Below are 14924 nucleotides of genomic sequence, written 5' to 3' on the forward strand. Positions count from 1 at the left end.
GGCCTGGCATGCGGATTACTCAAGCGACCCTGGAACACCTGGACCTGCTGACCCCGTTGTTCGTCAAGTACCGTGAGTTTTATGGCGCGCTGCCCTTCCCGGATTCGTCGCGGGCCTTTCTGGAAAAGCGCCTGCGCCGCAAAGAGTCGGTGATCTACCTCGCCCTGGCGGATGATGACGACAAAAGGTTGCTGGGATTCTGCCAGCTGTACCCGAGCTTTTCGTCGCTGTCGCTTAAACGCGTGTGGATCCTCAACGACATCTACGTGGCCGAAGATGCCCGCCGGCAGCTGGTGGCCGACAACCTGATACGCACCGCGAAGAAGATGGCCAAGGAGACCCAGGCCGTGCGGCTGCGGGTGTCGACCAGCAGTGACAATGAAGTGGCGCAGAAGACCTATGAGTCGATCGGCTTTCGGGAAGATACGGAGTTCAAGAACTACGTGCTGCCGATCAGTGAGGACTGAGAAAACACCAGCGCTCCACTGTGGGAGCTGGCTTGCCTGCGATAGCGAAGTATCAGCGGATGCATCATTTGCTGGCCCACCGCTATCGCAGGCAAGCCAGCTCCCACATTTACATCTGAGCAACATTTAGGTCGGTGTGGGGCCTTGCTACCAGCGACACTCCCCGCTACAAAACCAACACGCTTTTCACCTCTTAATCCGTATAATGCGGACCTCTCAGCGTTGTAAGAATCGCGACATAACCTTGTAGCCTAACTTACCCGTAGCTTCCGCACAGGCCCGCTGAGTCGGGCCATTCACACAGGTGCCATCCATGGATTTCAACCCGCTCGACCTTATTCTGCATCTCGACGTGTACCTCGACATGCTGGTAAGAAACTACGGAGTGTGGATCTACGCCATTCTGTTCCTGGTTATCTTTTGCGAAACCGGTTTGGTGGTCATGCCCTTCCTGCCCGGTGACTCCTTGCTGTTTATCGCCGGCGCCGTCGCCGCAGGCGGCGGCATGGACCCGGTCCTGCTGGGCGGCCTGCTAATGCTGGCAGCCATCCTCGGCGACAGTACCAACTACGTGATCGGACGAACGGCCGGGGAACGCTTGTTCAGCAACCCGAATTCGAAAATCTTCCGCCGCGACTACCTGCAAAAAACCCACGACTTCTACGACAAGCACGGCGGTAAAACCGTGACCCTGGCGCGCTTCCTGCCGATCCTGCGCACCTTTGCGCCATTCGTGGCCGGTATCGCCAAAATGCCTTACCCGCGCTTCTTTGGGTTCAGCGTGTTCGGCACCGTCCTGTGGGTTGGCGGCCTGGTCACCCTGGGTTACTTCTTCGGCAACGTGCCGTTTATCAAAAAGAACCTCTCGCTGCTGGTAGTGTTCATCATCCTGCTGTCGCTGGTGCCAATGATCATCGGCGTGGTCCGCAGCCGTTTCGGCCGCAGTTCCGAAGCCAAGCCGCAGTAACCCGCGATGTGGTCCCTCAGCGCCTGGCGTCGCCGGCGCCTGCTGGCCAAGCACCCGATTGCCGATGACACCTGGCAGCGGGTGCGCCACCACCTGACCTTCCTCGACGGCATCAGCGCCGAGCAGGACCAGTGGCTGCGCGAAGCCTGCGTGGTGTTCCTGAATGAAAAGCACCTCACCGCCCTGCCCGGCGTCGAGCTGCATCAGGAACAGCGCCTGCTGCTCGCCGCCCAGGCACAATTGCCGTTGATGAACCTGGGCGACCTCGACTGGTATCAGGGCTTTCACGAAATCGTGCTGTACCCCGACGACTTCCTCAGCCCCCAGCGCCATCGCGATGCCAGCGGCGTCGAGCACGAGTGGGACGGTGAGCACAGCGGCGAAGCCTGGCAGCAAGGCCCGGTGATCCTCGCCTGGCCCGGCGTACTGGCCAGCGGCCAGTGGGAAGGCTACAACCTGGTGATCCACGAGCTGGCGCACAAGCTGGACATGCTCAACGGCGACGCCAACGGCCTGCCGCCGCTGCACCACGACATGCGCGTGCAGGAATGGGCCAGCGTGATGCAAAGCGCCTTTGACGACCTCAACCGCCAACTGGATGCCAACCCGGACGCCGAGACCGACATCGACCCCTACGCCGCCGAAAACCCGGCGGAGTTCTTTGCCGTCACCAGTGAGTATTTCTTCAGTGCCCCGGATTTACTGGTCGGCACTTACCCCCAGGTGTACGCGCAACTGAGCCGCTTCTATCGCCAGGACCCGCTGGCCCGCCTGCACCAACTGCAAACCGGCGATGCCCGCTACCAGACTGAACCGCTGGCGCCACACGACGTCTGACGCATGGCATCGGCGTCAGAATATGCCTATAATCGCCGCCACTTTTAGGCCAATCCGGCCATGTTTCATGGCCAACTACGGGGGCACCGCCCAATGAGCTACAGCAAGATTCCGGCTGGCAAAGACCTGCCGAACGACATCTACGTCGCCATCGAAATTCCGGCCAACCACGCGCCGATCAAATACGAAATCGACAAAGACAGCGACTGCCTGTTCGTTGACCGTTTCATGGCCACCCCGATGTTCTACCCGGCCAACTACGGTTTTATCCCTAACACCCTGGCTGACGACGGTGACCCCCTCGACGTGCTGGTAGTAACCCCTTACCCGGTTACCCCAGGCTCGGTGATTCGCGCGCGCCCAGTCGGCATCCTGAACATGACCGACGACGGCGGCGGCGATGCCAAAGTTATCGCGGTGCCACACGACAAGCTGTCCCAGCTGTACGTGGACGTGAAGGAATACACCGACCTGCCGCCACTGCTGCTGGAACAGATCAAGCACTTCTTCGAGAACTACAAAGACCTCGAAAAAGGCAAATGGGTGAAGATCGACGGTTGGGGCAACGCAGACGCCGCCCGCGCCGAGATCATGAAGTCGGTCGCTGCCTACAAAGGCTGATACCCGCTCCTCATTGCCCCGGCAATCAAAAAAGCCCCGATGATTCGGGGCTTTTTTTGTGGGAAAAATTAAACGCCAAGTTCAATGTTTAATTCGATACGTTTAATAAGATTAGATAACTGAAATATCAGACTACAACTAAGCAAATCCCTACACGCGAAACTCAACGCATAGTTTATTTGATGTATTTTTCCGGCCAGTAAACTCTGCGTTTATGAATACATCAGGTGATCGACTAAAAGCGTTACTGCGGGAAGTTCATCTTTCCGCCTCCGACTTCGCCAAGAACCGTGGTGTCACGCCTCAACACGTGAACAACTGGTTCAAGCGCGGCGTGCCCATGGGCCGACTCAACGAGATCGCAGAACTGCTCTGCGTCTCAAGCCGTTGGCTGCGCACCGGCGAAGGCCTCAAACACCCTCCGGCCAACTTCCTGCTGGAAGGTCCGGACCCAAGAAAAGGCATCGCCACCCGCGAAGAAAGCGGCAAGTACCTCACGGGCCCCGTCCGTCTCCCGGAAAAAATCGACGTGGAGATTCCCCTCCACCCCACGTTCACTTCGACCGAGCGCATCCGCGTCTCCCTGCACACCCTCGAAACCCTCAACGTAAACCCCGACCGCGCGGTAGGCGCCTACATGGTCGACAACAGCATGATCGACATCATCCAGCAAGGCGCCACCCTCGCCATCGACCGAGGCCGCAGCCAAATCACCGACGGCGAAATATACGCCGTCGAACACGACGGCATGCTCCGCATCAAATACCTCTACAACCGCCCCGGCGGCGGCCTGCGCATGCGCAGCCACAACGCCGGCGAACACCCGGACGAATACCTCACCCACGAACAACGCTTTGAACAGAACTTCGGGATCGTCGGCTGGGTGTTCTGGTGGTCCACCCTCAACAACCGCAGGCCGGTGCCGCTGGACGAACACCTGCTGGGCTGGGAAGGCTCTAAATCGGACCCGGAGGTAGGCATATGAGGTGAATATGGGTATCATGCCGCCCACATTTGGCAGGGGGTGGCTTTGCGCTATCCACCCTGCTCGGCGATGCGGAGGAGTTCCCGCTGATGCCCCTACTATTCAGCCCGACTCGATGTGGGCTGAGCGATTTGAAGGCTGGTGAGGTTTGTCAAAAACAAGCTGAGGCAGTCCCCGAGAAGCCGGCCACAAGCCGGCTTTTTAATGTCTGTAAGAATTCACAATCCAGTAGTCCAACAATTGTTGGACTACTGGGGCCGCTTATTGCCTCACCCGCCTCTCTGGTGCGTTATCCAGGCTGCAAACACTCCACAGCCCGATCCGCCACCATCTTCGCCATCTCCACCAAATGCATTACCGCCCGATGCGGCGCACCCAGCGGTTCACCAAGCGCCTGCGATGTAGCCACCGCACACTGCAGCAGCTCGGCCACGCGCACCCAGGCATCTTCAAAGCTCAGTTCTTCATTAACAGTAAATGGCTTAGTCGCAGCCGATGACGGCGAATCCGATACAACGTTATCCATAGCAAAACTCCAATCGATAATTTGGAGCTGCCAAGATCCGCGACTAAACGAAAGGCGGCAGCTGTACGCAGGTTAGTCGACCGGTCGATTGGGAACCCGGCGCACCCGGAGGTGCCCTGCGCACAGCCACCATAAGATGCAGGCGAAGGGGGCCTGACTCATGAATTGCTTATGCGCCAATCGAATCCGGGCGACTAAACCCGATCACTGAAAAAGCAGTGACGGAACGCAGCCTAGTCGCGAGATTTTGCTGACGCAAGCGGCTGGGATTCTCTAGGAAACGTCCCGCAAATGAAAGGGATTCGCCCTGCTGGCCCTTGGAAATCACCCCTAATTCTCGACCGTATCCCCCCCACCCATCTGTTTCCCCAGGTGACACGCTTTCACCCTCCCCCCAGTCAACATCGCCCCAACGAAGCTTCCTACAAACATATCTAAACAGCCCGTTTAAAAACCGCTTGCCGCCGCGTTTAATATTTGGCCCAAAACCTGCTTATTGCACACCGTACAATAAAATCCGGTCTGAGCCGGGCCACCTCACTACTGCTGTGCAATACAGCTTGGGGAATGCTGATGTCTACACCACCGCTTCACTCTTCCAACCATGGCTTGGCGCGGTCGCTCAAGGAGCGGCATGTGATGTTGATTGCTATCGGCGGCATTATTGGGGCCGGTTTGTTTCTGGGGTCGGGCAAGGCAATTGCCACGGCGGGGCCGGCGTTGTTGCTGGCGTATGCGTTGTGTGGGGGGATGGTTTATTTGATTGCGCGGGCGCTGGGTGAGTTGTCGTTGTATCGGCCCGGTAGCGGGTCGTTTGCGACGTATGCGGAGGAGTTTTTGGGGCCGCGGGTGGCGTTTATCACGGGGTGGTCGTATTGGTTGATCTGGATTCTGGTGGGGGTGCTGGAGGTTACGGGGATCGGCTTGTTGATGAAATATTGGTTCCCGGAGTTGGCGCAGTGGATTCCGGCGTTGGTCACCACGGTGATGTTGATGGTGATCAATTTGTTTGCGGTGAAGACGTTTGGCGAGGTGGAGTTCTGGCTGGCGTTGATCAAGGTGGTGACGATTGTCGGGTTGATTGCCGCAGGCTTGGCGATTCTGATTTTCGGGCTGGATACATCGTCGCAAACTACCCCTTCGATCACCAACCTGTGGCGGCACGGCGGGTTTTTCCCGAATGGCTGGAGTGGCTTTTGGTACGCGATACCGTTGGCGGCGTTTACCTTTGCCGGGGTCGAGGTGATTGGCTTGGTGGCGGCGGAAACGGCCAACCCGGAGCGCACATTGCCGCGAGCGATCAATAGCATCATCTGGCGGATGGCAATTTTTTATATCGGGTCGATCGCGGTGATCATGGCCCTTTATCCCTGGAACCAGATCGATACCTCACAAAGCCCGTTTGTGAGGGTGTTCGACAGCATTGGCCTGGGGATTGCGGCCGGGCTGATCAACTTTGTGGTGATCAGTGCGCTGGCGTCGTCGTGCAATACCGGGTTGTTTGCCACCAGCCGGATGTTGTTTGCGCTGTCGCATATTCAGCAGGCACCCCGTCAATTGCAGGTGTTAAGCCCGCGCCAGGTGCCGGCGCGTTGCTTGATGGTGTCGACCGCGATTTTGCTGGTGGGGGTATTGCTGAACTATTTGATGCCGGAACGTATTTTCAACCTATTGATCACCGGCATTTTGGGCCTGTTGATTTGGGTGTGGGCGGTGATCATCACCACGCATATGGCGTATCGGTGCAAGGTGCAGCGGGGTGAGTTGCCGCTGATGGCGTATCGCTTGCCGTGGGCTCGGGGCAGCAGCGTGTTGGTACTGTTGTTTTTGGCTGGGTTGACGGTGCTGGTGATTCGCGACCCGGAGACGCGCACGGCGTTTTATGTGGCGGCGGCCTGGTTTGCGCTGTTGCTGCTGGTGTATCCAAAGCGCAACGCATCCAAGGAGGCGAGCGATGTTCACAGCGCCTGATAGGTCCGCGTTGCAGCGCTGCATCACACGCTATACCCATGCCAACCCCAACAGCGCCCGGCAACTGGACGTGGCCGCGCGGGTAATGCCGGGTGGCAATACGCGCTCAGTGCTGTTTTATGAGCCGTTTCCGTTGGTGATGTCGGGCGGGACGGGCTGTTTTCTGGATGACCTGGACGGGCATCGTTATGTCGACTTTCTCGCCGAATACACCGCAGCGCTGTATGGGCACTCCCACCCGGTGATCACCCAGGCACTGACGACGGCGATGGCAAACGGGCTGAACCTCAGCGCCCCTACGCAACTGGAAGCGCGGTTGGCAGCGTTGATCGTGGAGCGCTTTGGTTGTATCGAACAGGTGCGCTTTACCAATTCCGGTACCGAGGCGAATCTGCTCGCGCTGGCGGCGGCACGGGCCTACACCGGGCGCGATGGCGTCATCGCGTTTAACGGCGGTTATCACGGCGGCGTGCTGAGTTTTGCCGGGCCAGGCACGCCGATGAATGTGCCCCACCGCGTGTACCTGGCGGATTACAACGATCTACGCAGTGTCGAGCGTTTGCTGTTTGAGCACCCAGGCGCGTGTGCGGCGATCCTCGTGGAGCCGATGTTGGGCGCTGGTGGCTGTATCTGCGCCGCGCCGGGCTTTCTCGAGGGTTTGCGCGCGTTGAGCCGTGCGCATGGGGTACTGCTGGTGTTCGATGAGGTGATGACTTCACGCCTTGGCCCAGGCGGTTTACAGGAAAAACTCGGCATAACGCCTGACCTGATGACCCTGGGCAAATACCTCGGCGGTGGGATGCCCTGTGGCATGTTGGGTGGCCGACGAGACATCATGGCGCAGTTCGATCCGCGCCATGGCAGCCTCTCTCACGCAGGTACCTTTAACAACAACGTACTGACCATGGCGGCGGGTATCGCTGGATTGGAGCAGGTGTATACCCGTGAGCAAGCCCTTGCGTTGAATGCAAGGGGCGACCGGTTGCGCGAGCAACTGAACGAGGTGCTCGCCTGCATGCCGATGCAGTTTACCGGGCAGGGTTCAGTGATGAACCTGCATCCCACAGGCTTGCCGATTCTTCGGCCCACGGATATCCCAACGGACCGAAACCGCCTACGGGACCTGTTCTTTTTTCACCTGCTTGAATGTGGGATCTACAGTGCACGGCGCGGGCTGTTTGCGTTGAGCCTGCCGCTGACCGAGCACGAAATGAATCGGCTGGTTAACGCTACACAGGCATTTGTAGAACGCTATGGAGGCATGTTGACCAGAGACTGACGCCGCGCCTGGAAGAGCGACAGCGAATCGACGACCGGCTATCCTTTCGCCGTCGCTCAACCGGAACAACGTCCATGACCAGCAAAACCGCAAACCCACGAGGCAGGCGTAAAAAAACCGTTGGCGAAGACCCGCAAAACCAACTGAATAAAGACACGATTATCGCCGCCGCATTGGCGTTGATCGACCGCGAAGGCCTGGAAAAATGCAGCCTGCGCAACTTGGCAAATAGCCTGGGCGTGTACCCCACGGCCATTTACTGGTACGTCTCGTCACGTGAATTGCTGTTGAGCGAAGTGTTGGCCAAAGTCCTCGAACAGGTGGCACCGCAGCCTCAGGAGCGCTGGCAGGACTACCTTCGCGCCACTCTGGTTAATTGCCATAACGCTGTTCACCAGCACCCGAATGTGGCGCCGTTACTCGGTGCGCAACTGGTCTCCAACACCCGCACCGACTTCAAGTTGGTGGAAGGCGTATTGGCAGCGTTGCAGCAAGCGGGTTTCAGCGGGCCTTCATTGGCTGGCGCCTACAACACGTTTATCGCCGCCCTTGCCGGTTTCACCACCTTGGAGTTCGCCCCGCTGCCGGAGAACACCGAGGCGTGGCAGCAGCAAGTACAGGAAAGCCTGCAGGCCGTTGACGCCGAGCAGCACCCGACCCTTGCGCAGAACATGGACCAGCTCAGCAACCGAGGTTTCAGCCTGCGCTGGCAAAATGGTGTGCACGCGCCGCTGCATGAGAGCTTTGCGTTTTATGTCGACACCTTCCTCTGCGGCCTGGAAACCCTGGCATCGCGTCGCTGAAAAATCGCACAACATAATCAGAAAGCCCATCAATTGTACGTCGTACAATTTATCGCTACAGTCCGTCACGCATGAATACCCCATGACCCTAAAAACAAAAACGTCAGAGGTCTTTAATCGTGGCGACTGCATTCAACGAAGTGGTCCAGGGCCAACGGCTTTGGCAGCCCTCCCCTGAACATATCCAAACTACCCGCCTCACGCATTACCTGGCTTGGCTCAAACGCGAGCGCGGGCTGAGTTTTGTCGACTACCACGGGCTATGGCAGTGGTCGGTCGATGATCTGGACGCTTTCTGGCAATCGATCTGGGACCACTTCAAGGTGCAGACCAGTAGCCCCTACCACGCGGTGCTGGGTGATCGTAGGATGCCGGGTACTGAGTGGTTTCCCGGCGCGCAGCTGAATTTTGCCGAACACATTTTGCGCAACGAACGGCAAGGCGATGCGCTGCTCTACCTGAGCGAATCCGCTGCGTTGCAGGGCTTGCCATGGGTCGAGTTCTGCGACCAGGTACGCACGCTCGCCAGCTATCTGCGAGAGCTCGGCGTAGTGCCCGGTGATCGCGTGGTGGCTTACCTGCCAAACATTCCCGAGGCGATGATTGCGCTATGTGCCTGCGCAGCCATCGGTGCGATCTGGGCCAGTTGCTCGCCGGATTTCGGCAGCGAGGGTGTGCTGGATCGGGTGCGGCAATTAGCGCCGAAAGTGCTGTTGGCGGTGGACGGTTACCGGTATGGCGGCAAGGTGTTTGACCGGCGCGCCCAGGTCCGGCAGATCGTCGGCGAGTTGGGCAGTATCCAACAGGTGATTGTGCTGCCGGCGCTGTTTGCTGATGAGCCATTGACGCTGCCTAACGCCATCGACTGGCACAGCTTGCGCCTGCGCCCCAGCGTGCCCGCCGCCGATTTCCAGTGCGAGCAAGTCCCCTTCGATCATCCGTTATGGGTACTGTTCTCGTCCGGCACCACGGGGGTGCCCAAAGCCATCGTTCACAGCCATGGCGGGGTTCTGCTGGAACAGCTCAAAGCACTGCATCTGCACCTGGATTTTCGTGCGGGTGACACCGCCTTCATTTTCACCACCACCGGCTGGATGATGTGGAACACCTTGTTCAGTGCCTTGCTCTGCGGTGTACGCCCGGTGCTTTACGACGGCCATCCCACCTGGCCAGGCACCGATGCGCTGTGGCAAATCCTGCAAGACAGCCGCGCGAGTTTTTTCGGCACCAGCCCCACCTACATTGAACTGATGCAACGCGAGGGCGTGGTGCCCGGCGAGCGTTTTGACCTGCACGCACTGCGCACGGTAATGCCGGTGGGGTCGCCGGTTTCACCGCAATGTAATGCATGGTTTTACCGCAACCTGAACACGGCAGTGTGGGTCAACACGGGCAGCGGCGGTACGGATATCTGCACCGGTTTGGTCAGTGGCGTACCGACCTTGCCGGTGTATGCCGGCGAGATCCAGGCGCGCGCCCTGGGGGTGGATGCCCATGCGTTTGATGCGCACGGCCAACCGGTGATCGATCAAGTCGGCGAGCTGGTGGTGAGGTCGCCCATGCCGTCGATGCCGGTGTATTTCTGGAATGACCCCACGGGCGAGCGCTATCGCGACAGCTACTTTCAGCCGTGGCCGGGCGTGTGGCGCCATGGGGATTTCTTTTTGCTCAATGCTCGCGGCGGCTGCCAGGTGCTGGGGCGTTCCGATGCGACGCTGAACCGCTTTGGCGTGCGGATCGGCACGGCAGAGATTTACCGGGCGCTGGAGCACATCGCAGAAATCGAGGATGCACTGATCGTTAACCTTGATTTGCCCGAGGGCGGTTTCTTTATGCCGCTGTTTGTACAGCTGCGTGCCGACGCGGTGTTGGATGAGCCTTTGCAGCAACGCGTGAACGACTGCCTGCGCCTGGCGTGCACACCTCGGCATGTGCCGGACTGCATCCTGGCTGTACCGCTGATTCCCACCACCCTCACCGGGAAAAAAATGGAAGTGCCGGTACGCCGGATCCTGATGGGACACGACCCGCAGAAAGTCGCCAACCCCAGCGCCATGCGTGACCCGCAGGCGCTTGAGTTCTTTATCGAATACGCCGCCCGGAGCCGTCAGCCATGAGGGGTAAAGCTTATATCGTGGGTGCCTATGAACACCCTACCCGCCACGCCACGGACCGCTCCCTGGCGCAGTTGCATGCCGATGTGGCACGCGGCGCACTGGAGGATGCGGGGCTGAGCCTCAGTGATGTCGACGGCTATTTCTGCGCCAGCGATGTACCGGGCTGGGGAGCGCCAGGCGTAGGGCCGTTCTCCATGGTCGAGTACCTGGGTATCCAGCCACGGCACCTGGATACGACGGAAAGTTGGGGCTCGTCCTACATGCATCAAGTCGCCCAGGCTACACGCGCCATCGCCGATGGGCGCTGCCGTGTCGCCTTGATCACCCAGGCCGGGCGCCCGCGTGCCGAGCGCCAACGTCCGCAAAGCAGCGCATTAGACCCAGCGTACAGCGCCTGTGAAGCACCGTTTGAAACGCCCTATGGCGCTGCCGTGGTCAACCGCTACGCGATGTGCGCCATGCGCCATCAGTACGAACACGGCACCACGGCCGAGCAATTGGCCTGGATAAAAGTCGCGGCGTCGCACCATGCCCAGCACAACCCGCAGGCCATGTTGCGCAATGTGGTGACGGTGGAAGACGTTCTGAGTTCACCCTGGGTCGCCGCCCCTTTGCGGCGCTTGGACTGCTGCGTGATCAGCGACGGCGGCGGCGCCCTGGTGCTGGCACATCCGGCCATTGCCCGCTCGCTCAAACGGCCGCTGATTACGCCTATCGGTTCGGGCTATGCGATTAACCATCTGAACGGCGGTTACTTCGACCTGCTGACCTCAGGTGGCGCGCAATCCGGCGCCGATGCATTCGGCGAGGCGCGCCTCACACCTGGCGATATTGACTACGCCTCGCTGTACGACAGCTTCACCATCACCGTATTGATCCAGCTGGAAAACCTCGGTTTTTGCGCCCCTGGCCAGGGCGGCGCCTTTGTCAGCGACGGCAAGTTGATCAGCGGTGTCGGCCCCTTGGCGGTAAACACTGACGGCGGCGGCCTGTGCAATAACCACCCCGGCCATCGCGGCGGCATGGCCAGGCTGATCGAGGCTGTGCGCCAGTTGCGCGGCGAAGCACACCCGGCCGTTCAACGGCCTCATTGCGCACTGGCTCTGGCCCACGGCACCGGCGGCCTGCTGGGTTCACGCCACGGCAGCGCCACACTCATACTGGAGCGCCTTTGATATGCTACTGACCTCACCGCACATCACCGCGGAAAGTGCGCCCTTCTGGGCTGCCGTCAATCAAGACCAACTGTTGCTACGCCGTTGCCTGGACACCGGCAAGGCCTACTACTACCCCCGCGATCACAGCCCGTTCACCGGCAGCACCGCAACCGATTGGATCGTCGCCAGCGGTGGCGCCACCTTGTACAGCTTCAGCTATAGCGGGCGCGCAGACGACGTGCATTGCATTGCCTACGTGACGCTCGACGAAGGGCCAACGATATTGTCGGTCATCCAGTGTGAGGCTGCGCACCGCTTGTGCATCGGGCAACGGCTCAAGGTGGCGTTTGCGCCCACGCCGAGCGGCCAAAAAGTCCCCGTGTTTGTTCCGTCAGTTTGATTGTCCTTTTTAAGTTGACGGTAAGACACATGCCAGCCGATTTATCACGTCCAACCCACCCATTAATCTGTGCCCATGTTGAACGCAACGCCAAACCAACCCAATCAAAAAAGGACTTCAACCATGAGCACGCCAACCCTTAGCCGCTTGAACAAAGACGACGCCATTGTTCTGCTGATCGACCACCAAACCGGCCTGATCTCGCTGGTACAGGACTTCTCCCCCAACGAGTTCAAGAACAACGTGCTGGCCCTGGCGGACGTCGCCAAGTTCTTCAACTTGCCGACCATCCTCACCACCAGCTTCGAGCAAGGCCCCAACGGCCCGTTGGTGCCGGAGTTGAAGGAGATGTTCCCGCAGGCGCCGTATATCGCTCGCCCTGGTCAGATCAATGCGTGGGACAACGAGGATTTCGTCAAGGCGGTCAAGGCGACTGGGCGTAAGCAGATTGTCATTGCGGGTGTGGTGACGGATGTGTGTGTGACGTTCCCGACGTTGTCGGCGCTGGCGGAGGGGTTTGAGGTGTTTGTGGTGACGGATGCGTCGGGCACGTTTAATACGACGGTGCAGCAGGCGGCGTGGAGCCGGATGGTGCAAGCGGGGGCGCAGATGATGAATTGGTTTTCGGTGGCGTGTGAGTTGCAGGGTGACTGGCGCAACGATATCGAGGGGCTGGGGAATTTGTTGTCGCAGCGGATTCCTAACTATCGGAACTTGATGAACAGCTATTCGGTGCTGGCAGCGCGTCAGGGGTGAGGTTGAGCGGCTTTAACCTGTGGGAGCGGGCTTGCCCGCGATGGCGGTGAATCAGTCACTACATTCGGTGGCTGACATACCGTCATCGCGGGCAAGCCCGCTCCCACAATTGGTCTTTGCTGCGTTGCAATTGGGGTGGCTCAGTCGAGAATCAGGTGCGGTAGAAACCGGCTTGAGTCCTTGGTGATCAGGCTGTTGTCTTCGCGCACGCCGATGCCTGCGGCTTGGTCAGCGATGACCCAGGAGCCGATCAGTGTGTAGCTGTCGCCAAACCTCGGCAGCGGCGCAAATTCTTGAAGGATAAACGGCGCGTCCGTGTAGGGGCCGTCTTCTTTTACGATCAGGCCGTCGTCGGTTTGCAGTTCGATGTTGGCGCCTTCGCGGGAGAAGAACGGTTTGCGCACCCAGCCCTTTGGCACGGCTTTGCCGGGGTCGGGGTCCAGGTGGGAGGCAAGCAGGTTCGGGTGGCCTTTATTGAACTCCCACAGCAGCGGCAGGATGCCTTTGTTGGAGAGGATGGCTTTCCACGCGGGCTCGAAGAACTGGGTGTCGCTCTGGGCAATCGCGGCGCCGAAGGGTTCGTGGAAGATGAACTCCCAGGCGTGCAGTTTGAACAGGTGGGGAATCCAGCGATCCTCAAGGTCGACGAAGCGGCCTTCGCTGGTGAGGCCGATGTCTTCGATGTCGATGTGGCGGGATTCGATACCAACTTTTTCGGCGACCAGGCGCAGGTAGTCGGTGGTGCCTTTGTCTTCGATCGAGTCTTTCATCGAGGCGAAGTAGAACGGCTGGTTGAGCTGCAATTGGGCGAAGGCTTGATGCAGCTTGGTGTCGATGCTGTTGAACTGGTCGGCGTGCTTGGGCAGCAGGCCGCGTTCGATGCATTGCTCCAGCCAGCCCCATTGAAACGCCGCCGCTTCATAGAGGCTGGTGGGTGTGTCGTAGTTGAGCTCGAGCAGTTTGGCTGGCCCGCTGCCGTTGTAGGAGAAGTCCATGCGCCCGTACAGGTGCGGGTGGCCTTCGAGCCATGAAGTGCGGATCATGTCGAAGAACGGCGCGGGAATGCTCAGGCGTTCCAGCAGTTCCTCGTTCTGCACCACGCGGGCCACGAGGTCCATGCACATGTCATGGATCTCGGTGGTCGGGTCTTCGAGGTCGCGCTCGATTTGTTCGAGCGTGAACTGGTAGTACGCGCTTTCGTCCCAGTAAGGTTCGCCGTCGATGGTGTGGAACAGGAAACCGAGGCTGTCGGCGGTCTGTTTCCAGTCATGACGTTCTGCGCAGTGGATCTTCTTCATGGCCTGGCTTCCTTAACTGCTCGAACCGCCGCCGCCCCAGCCGCTACGGGCGCTGGCTTTGCTGCCGAAGCCGCCACGGGAGGTGGACGACGCGACGTTCACCGGCTTGCTGGAGGAGCGCAGCGTGTTGGAGTAGTTGCTGCTGCCGTATCGGGCCTGGTTGGAACGGCCAAAGGTCGCCCCGTTGGAGACACGCTGGTTGAGCGTCGAGTTGCCGTAATTGCCACGATCATCGCGGTAGCGGTACACCGGCTCGGAGCGGTAGCTGTTGCGATTGTTGCTGAGCATGTTGCCGATCAACAGGCCGGTCAGCAGGCTGCTGGTGGAGAAACCTGAGCCACCGCTGTTGGCTTGCGAACCGGCGACTTGGGCATTGGCCGCATCGACCTGGGATTGGGTCACCTGGCCTTCGGCGGTCAGTTCGAAACCGCCCAGCCTTGGGATGAACTTGCCGGAGGAGTCTTGCTGGCACCAGTCGGCGACAAAGTCGGCATCGCAATCGGTCTGGCTGTCGTACACCGGCGCGATGCGGCGGTGCTCGGCCATGGCGGTCATGTAGGCGTCGGAGCAGACGTCGACCGGTAGCTTTTCGTCGGCGCACTGCTGTACCGACTGGAAGTTGTACTTCTTCTGCAAATCGTAGGTTTTTTCGGTCGGCCCGCAGCCGGATATCGCCATGGCGACCGACGCTGCCAGCGACAGCTGGACGTATTTGCTTCGTTTCATCGAGAGCTCCGTGC

The 14924-nt window shown here is 59.6% G+C and carries 15 protein-coding genes; 12 read left to right on the plus strand and 3 right to left on the minus strand.

All coding sequences use genetic code 11. The annotated features are described in order from the left end of the window. Positions 1–8: 8 nt before the first annotated feature. From HBO41_RS19340 to HBO41_RS19360, 5 genes are all read left to right on the plus strand, one after another. Positions 9–467 (plus strand): N-acetyltransferase, encoded by a 459-nt coding sequence (locus tag HBO41_RS19340; RefSeq protein WP_099547578.1) that lies wholly within the window; start codon positions 9–11, stop codon positions 465–467. A gap of 313 nt (positions 468–780) precedes the next feature. Further along, positions 781–1434 (plus strand): DedA family protein, encoded by a 654-nt coding sequence (locus HBO41_RS19345; protein WP_099547577.1) that lies wholly within the window; start codon positions 781–783, stop codon positions 1432–1434. Between the two features lie 6 nt (positions 1435–1440). After that, positions 1441–2271: a zinc-dependent peptidase gene (locus HBO41_RS19350; protein WP_099547576.1), complete on the plus strand. Its 831-nt coding sequence runs from the start codon at positions 1441–1443 to the stop codon at positions 2269–2271. A gap of 93 nt (positions 2272–2364) precedes the next feature. After that, positions 2365–2892: an inorganic diphosphatase gene (gene ppa / locus HBO41_RS19355; RefSeq protein ID WP_003176323.1), complete on the plus strand. Its 528-nt coding sequence runs from the start codon at positions 2365–2367 to the stop codon at positions 2890–2892. A 214-nt stretch (positions 2893–3106) separates the two neighbouring features. Next, positions 3107–3877 (plus strand): helix-turn-helix transcriptional regulator, encoded by a 771-nt coding sequence (locus HBO41_RS19360; RefSeq protein ID WP_169987405.1) that lies wholly within the window; start codon positions 3107–3109, stop codon positions 3875–3877. 289 nt (positions 3878–4166) lie between these two features. Here HBO41_RS19360 and HBO41_RS19365 read toward each other — a convergent pair whose 3' ends face one another. Next, on the minus strand, positions 4167–4403 hold the full coding sequence (locus HBO41_RS19365; RefSeq protein WP_169987407.1) for a DUF6124 family protein: 237 nt from the start codon (positions 4401–4403) through the stop codon (positions 4167–4169). 573 nt (positions 4404–4976) lie between these two features. On the opposite strand from HBO41_RS19365, the gene HBO41_RS19370 reads away from it, so the two are divergent. The 7 genes from HBO41_RS19370 (at position 4977) to ycaC (ending at position 12886) form a co-directional block, all read left to right on the plus strand. Continuing rightward, on the plus strand, positions 4977–6374 hold the full coding sequence (locus tag HBO41_RS19370) for an amino acid permease (RefSeq protein WP_169987409.1): 1398 nt from the start codon (positions 4977–4979) through the stop codon (positions 6372–6374). Continuing rightward, positions 6358–7653: an aspartate aminotransferase family protein gene (locus tag HBO41_RS19375; protein ID WP_169987411.1), complete on the plus strand. Its 1296-nt coding sequence runs from the start codon at positions 6358–6360 to the stop codon at positions 7651–7653. Before HBO41_RS19370 ends, HBO41_RS19375 begins: the two co-directional genes overlap by 17 nt. 74 nt (positions 7654–7727) lie before the next feature. After that, complete coding sequence (locus HBO41_RS19380; protein WP_099547572.1) at positions 7728–8456, plus strand: TetR/AcrR family transcriptional regulator C-terminal domain-containing protein; 729 nt, start codon at positions 7728–7730, stop codon at positions 8454–8456. 119 nt (positions 8457–8575) lie between these two features. Further along, positions 8576–10573 carry an acetoacetate--CoA ligase gene (locus tag HBO41_RS19385; protein WP_099547571.1) on the plus strand — a complete coding sequence of 666 codons (1998 nt, stop codon included), beginning with the start codon at positions 8576–8578 and terminating at the stop codon, positions 10571–10573. Then, complete coding sequence (locus HBO41_RS19390; RefSeq protein WP_099547570.1) at positions 10570–11748, plus strand: thiolase domain-containing protein; 1179 nt, start codon at positions 10570–10572, stop codon at positions 11746–11748. The genes HBO41_RS19385 and HBO41_RS19390 overlap by 4 nt, the downstream gene beginning before the upstream one ends. A gap of 1 nt (position 11749) precedes the next feature. Further along, positions 11750–12130 carry a Zn-ribbon domain-containing OB-fold protein gene (locus HBO41_RS19395; protein WP_099547569.1) on the plus strand — a complete coding sequence of 127 codons (381 nt, stop codon included), beginning with the start codon at positions 11750–11752 and terminating at the stop codon, positions 12128–12130. A gap of 123 nt (positions 12131–12253) precedes the next feature. After that, the gene (ycaC, locus tag HBO41_RS19400; RefSeq protein WP_099547568.1) at positions 12254–12886 is read left to right on the plus strand and encodes an isochorismate family cysteine hydrolase YcaC; all 633 of its coding nucleotides are present in this window, start codon (positions 12254–12256) and stop codon (positions 12884–12886) included. Between the two features lie 140 nt (positions 12887–13026). Here the strand turns inward: ycaC and HBO41_RS19405 are convergent, their stop codons facing one another. After that, positions 13027–14184 carry a glutathionylspermidine synthase family protein gene (locus HBO41_RS19405; RefSeq protein WP_169987413.1) on the minus strand — a complete coding sequence of 386 codons (1158 nt, stop codon included), beginning with the start codon at positions 14182–14184 and terminating at the stop codon, positions 13027–13029. A 12-nt stretch (positions 14185–14196) separates the two neighbouring features. Continuing rightward, positions 14197–14910, minus strand: a complete 714-nt coding sequence (locus tag HBO41_RS19410) for a DUF1190 domain-containing protein (RefSeq protein WP_017136014.1) — start codon at positions 14908–14910, stop codon at positions 14197–14199. Positions 14911–14924: the final 14 nt, after the last annotated feature.

Origin of the sequence: Pseudomonas sp. WS 5146 (assembly GCF_012985495.1) — a bacterium.
Lineage (GTDB): Bacteria > Pseudomonadota > Gammaproteobacteria > Pseudomonadales > Pseudomonadaceae > Aquipseudomonas > Aquipseudomonas edaphica.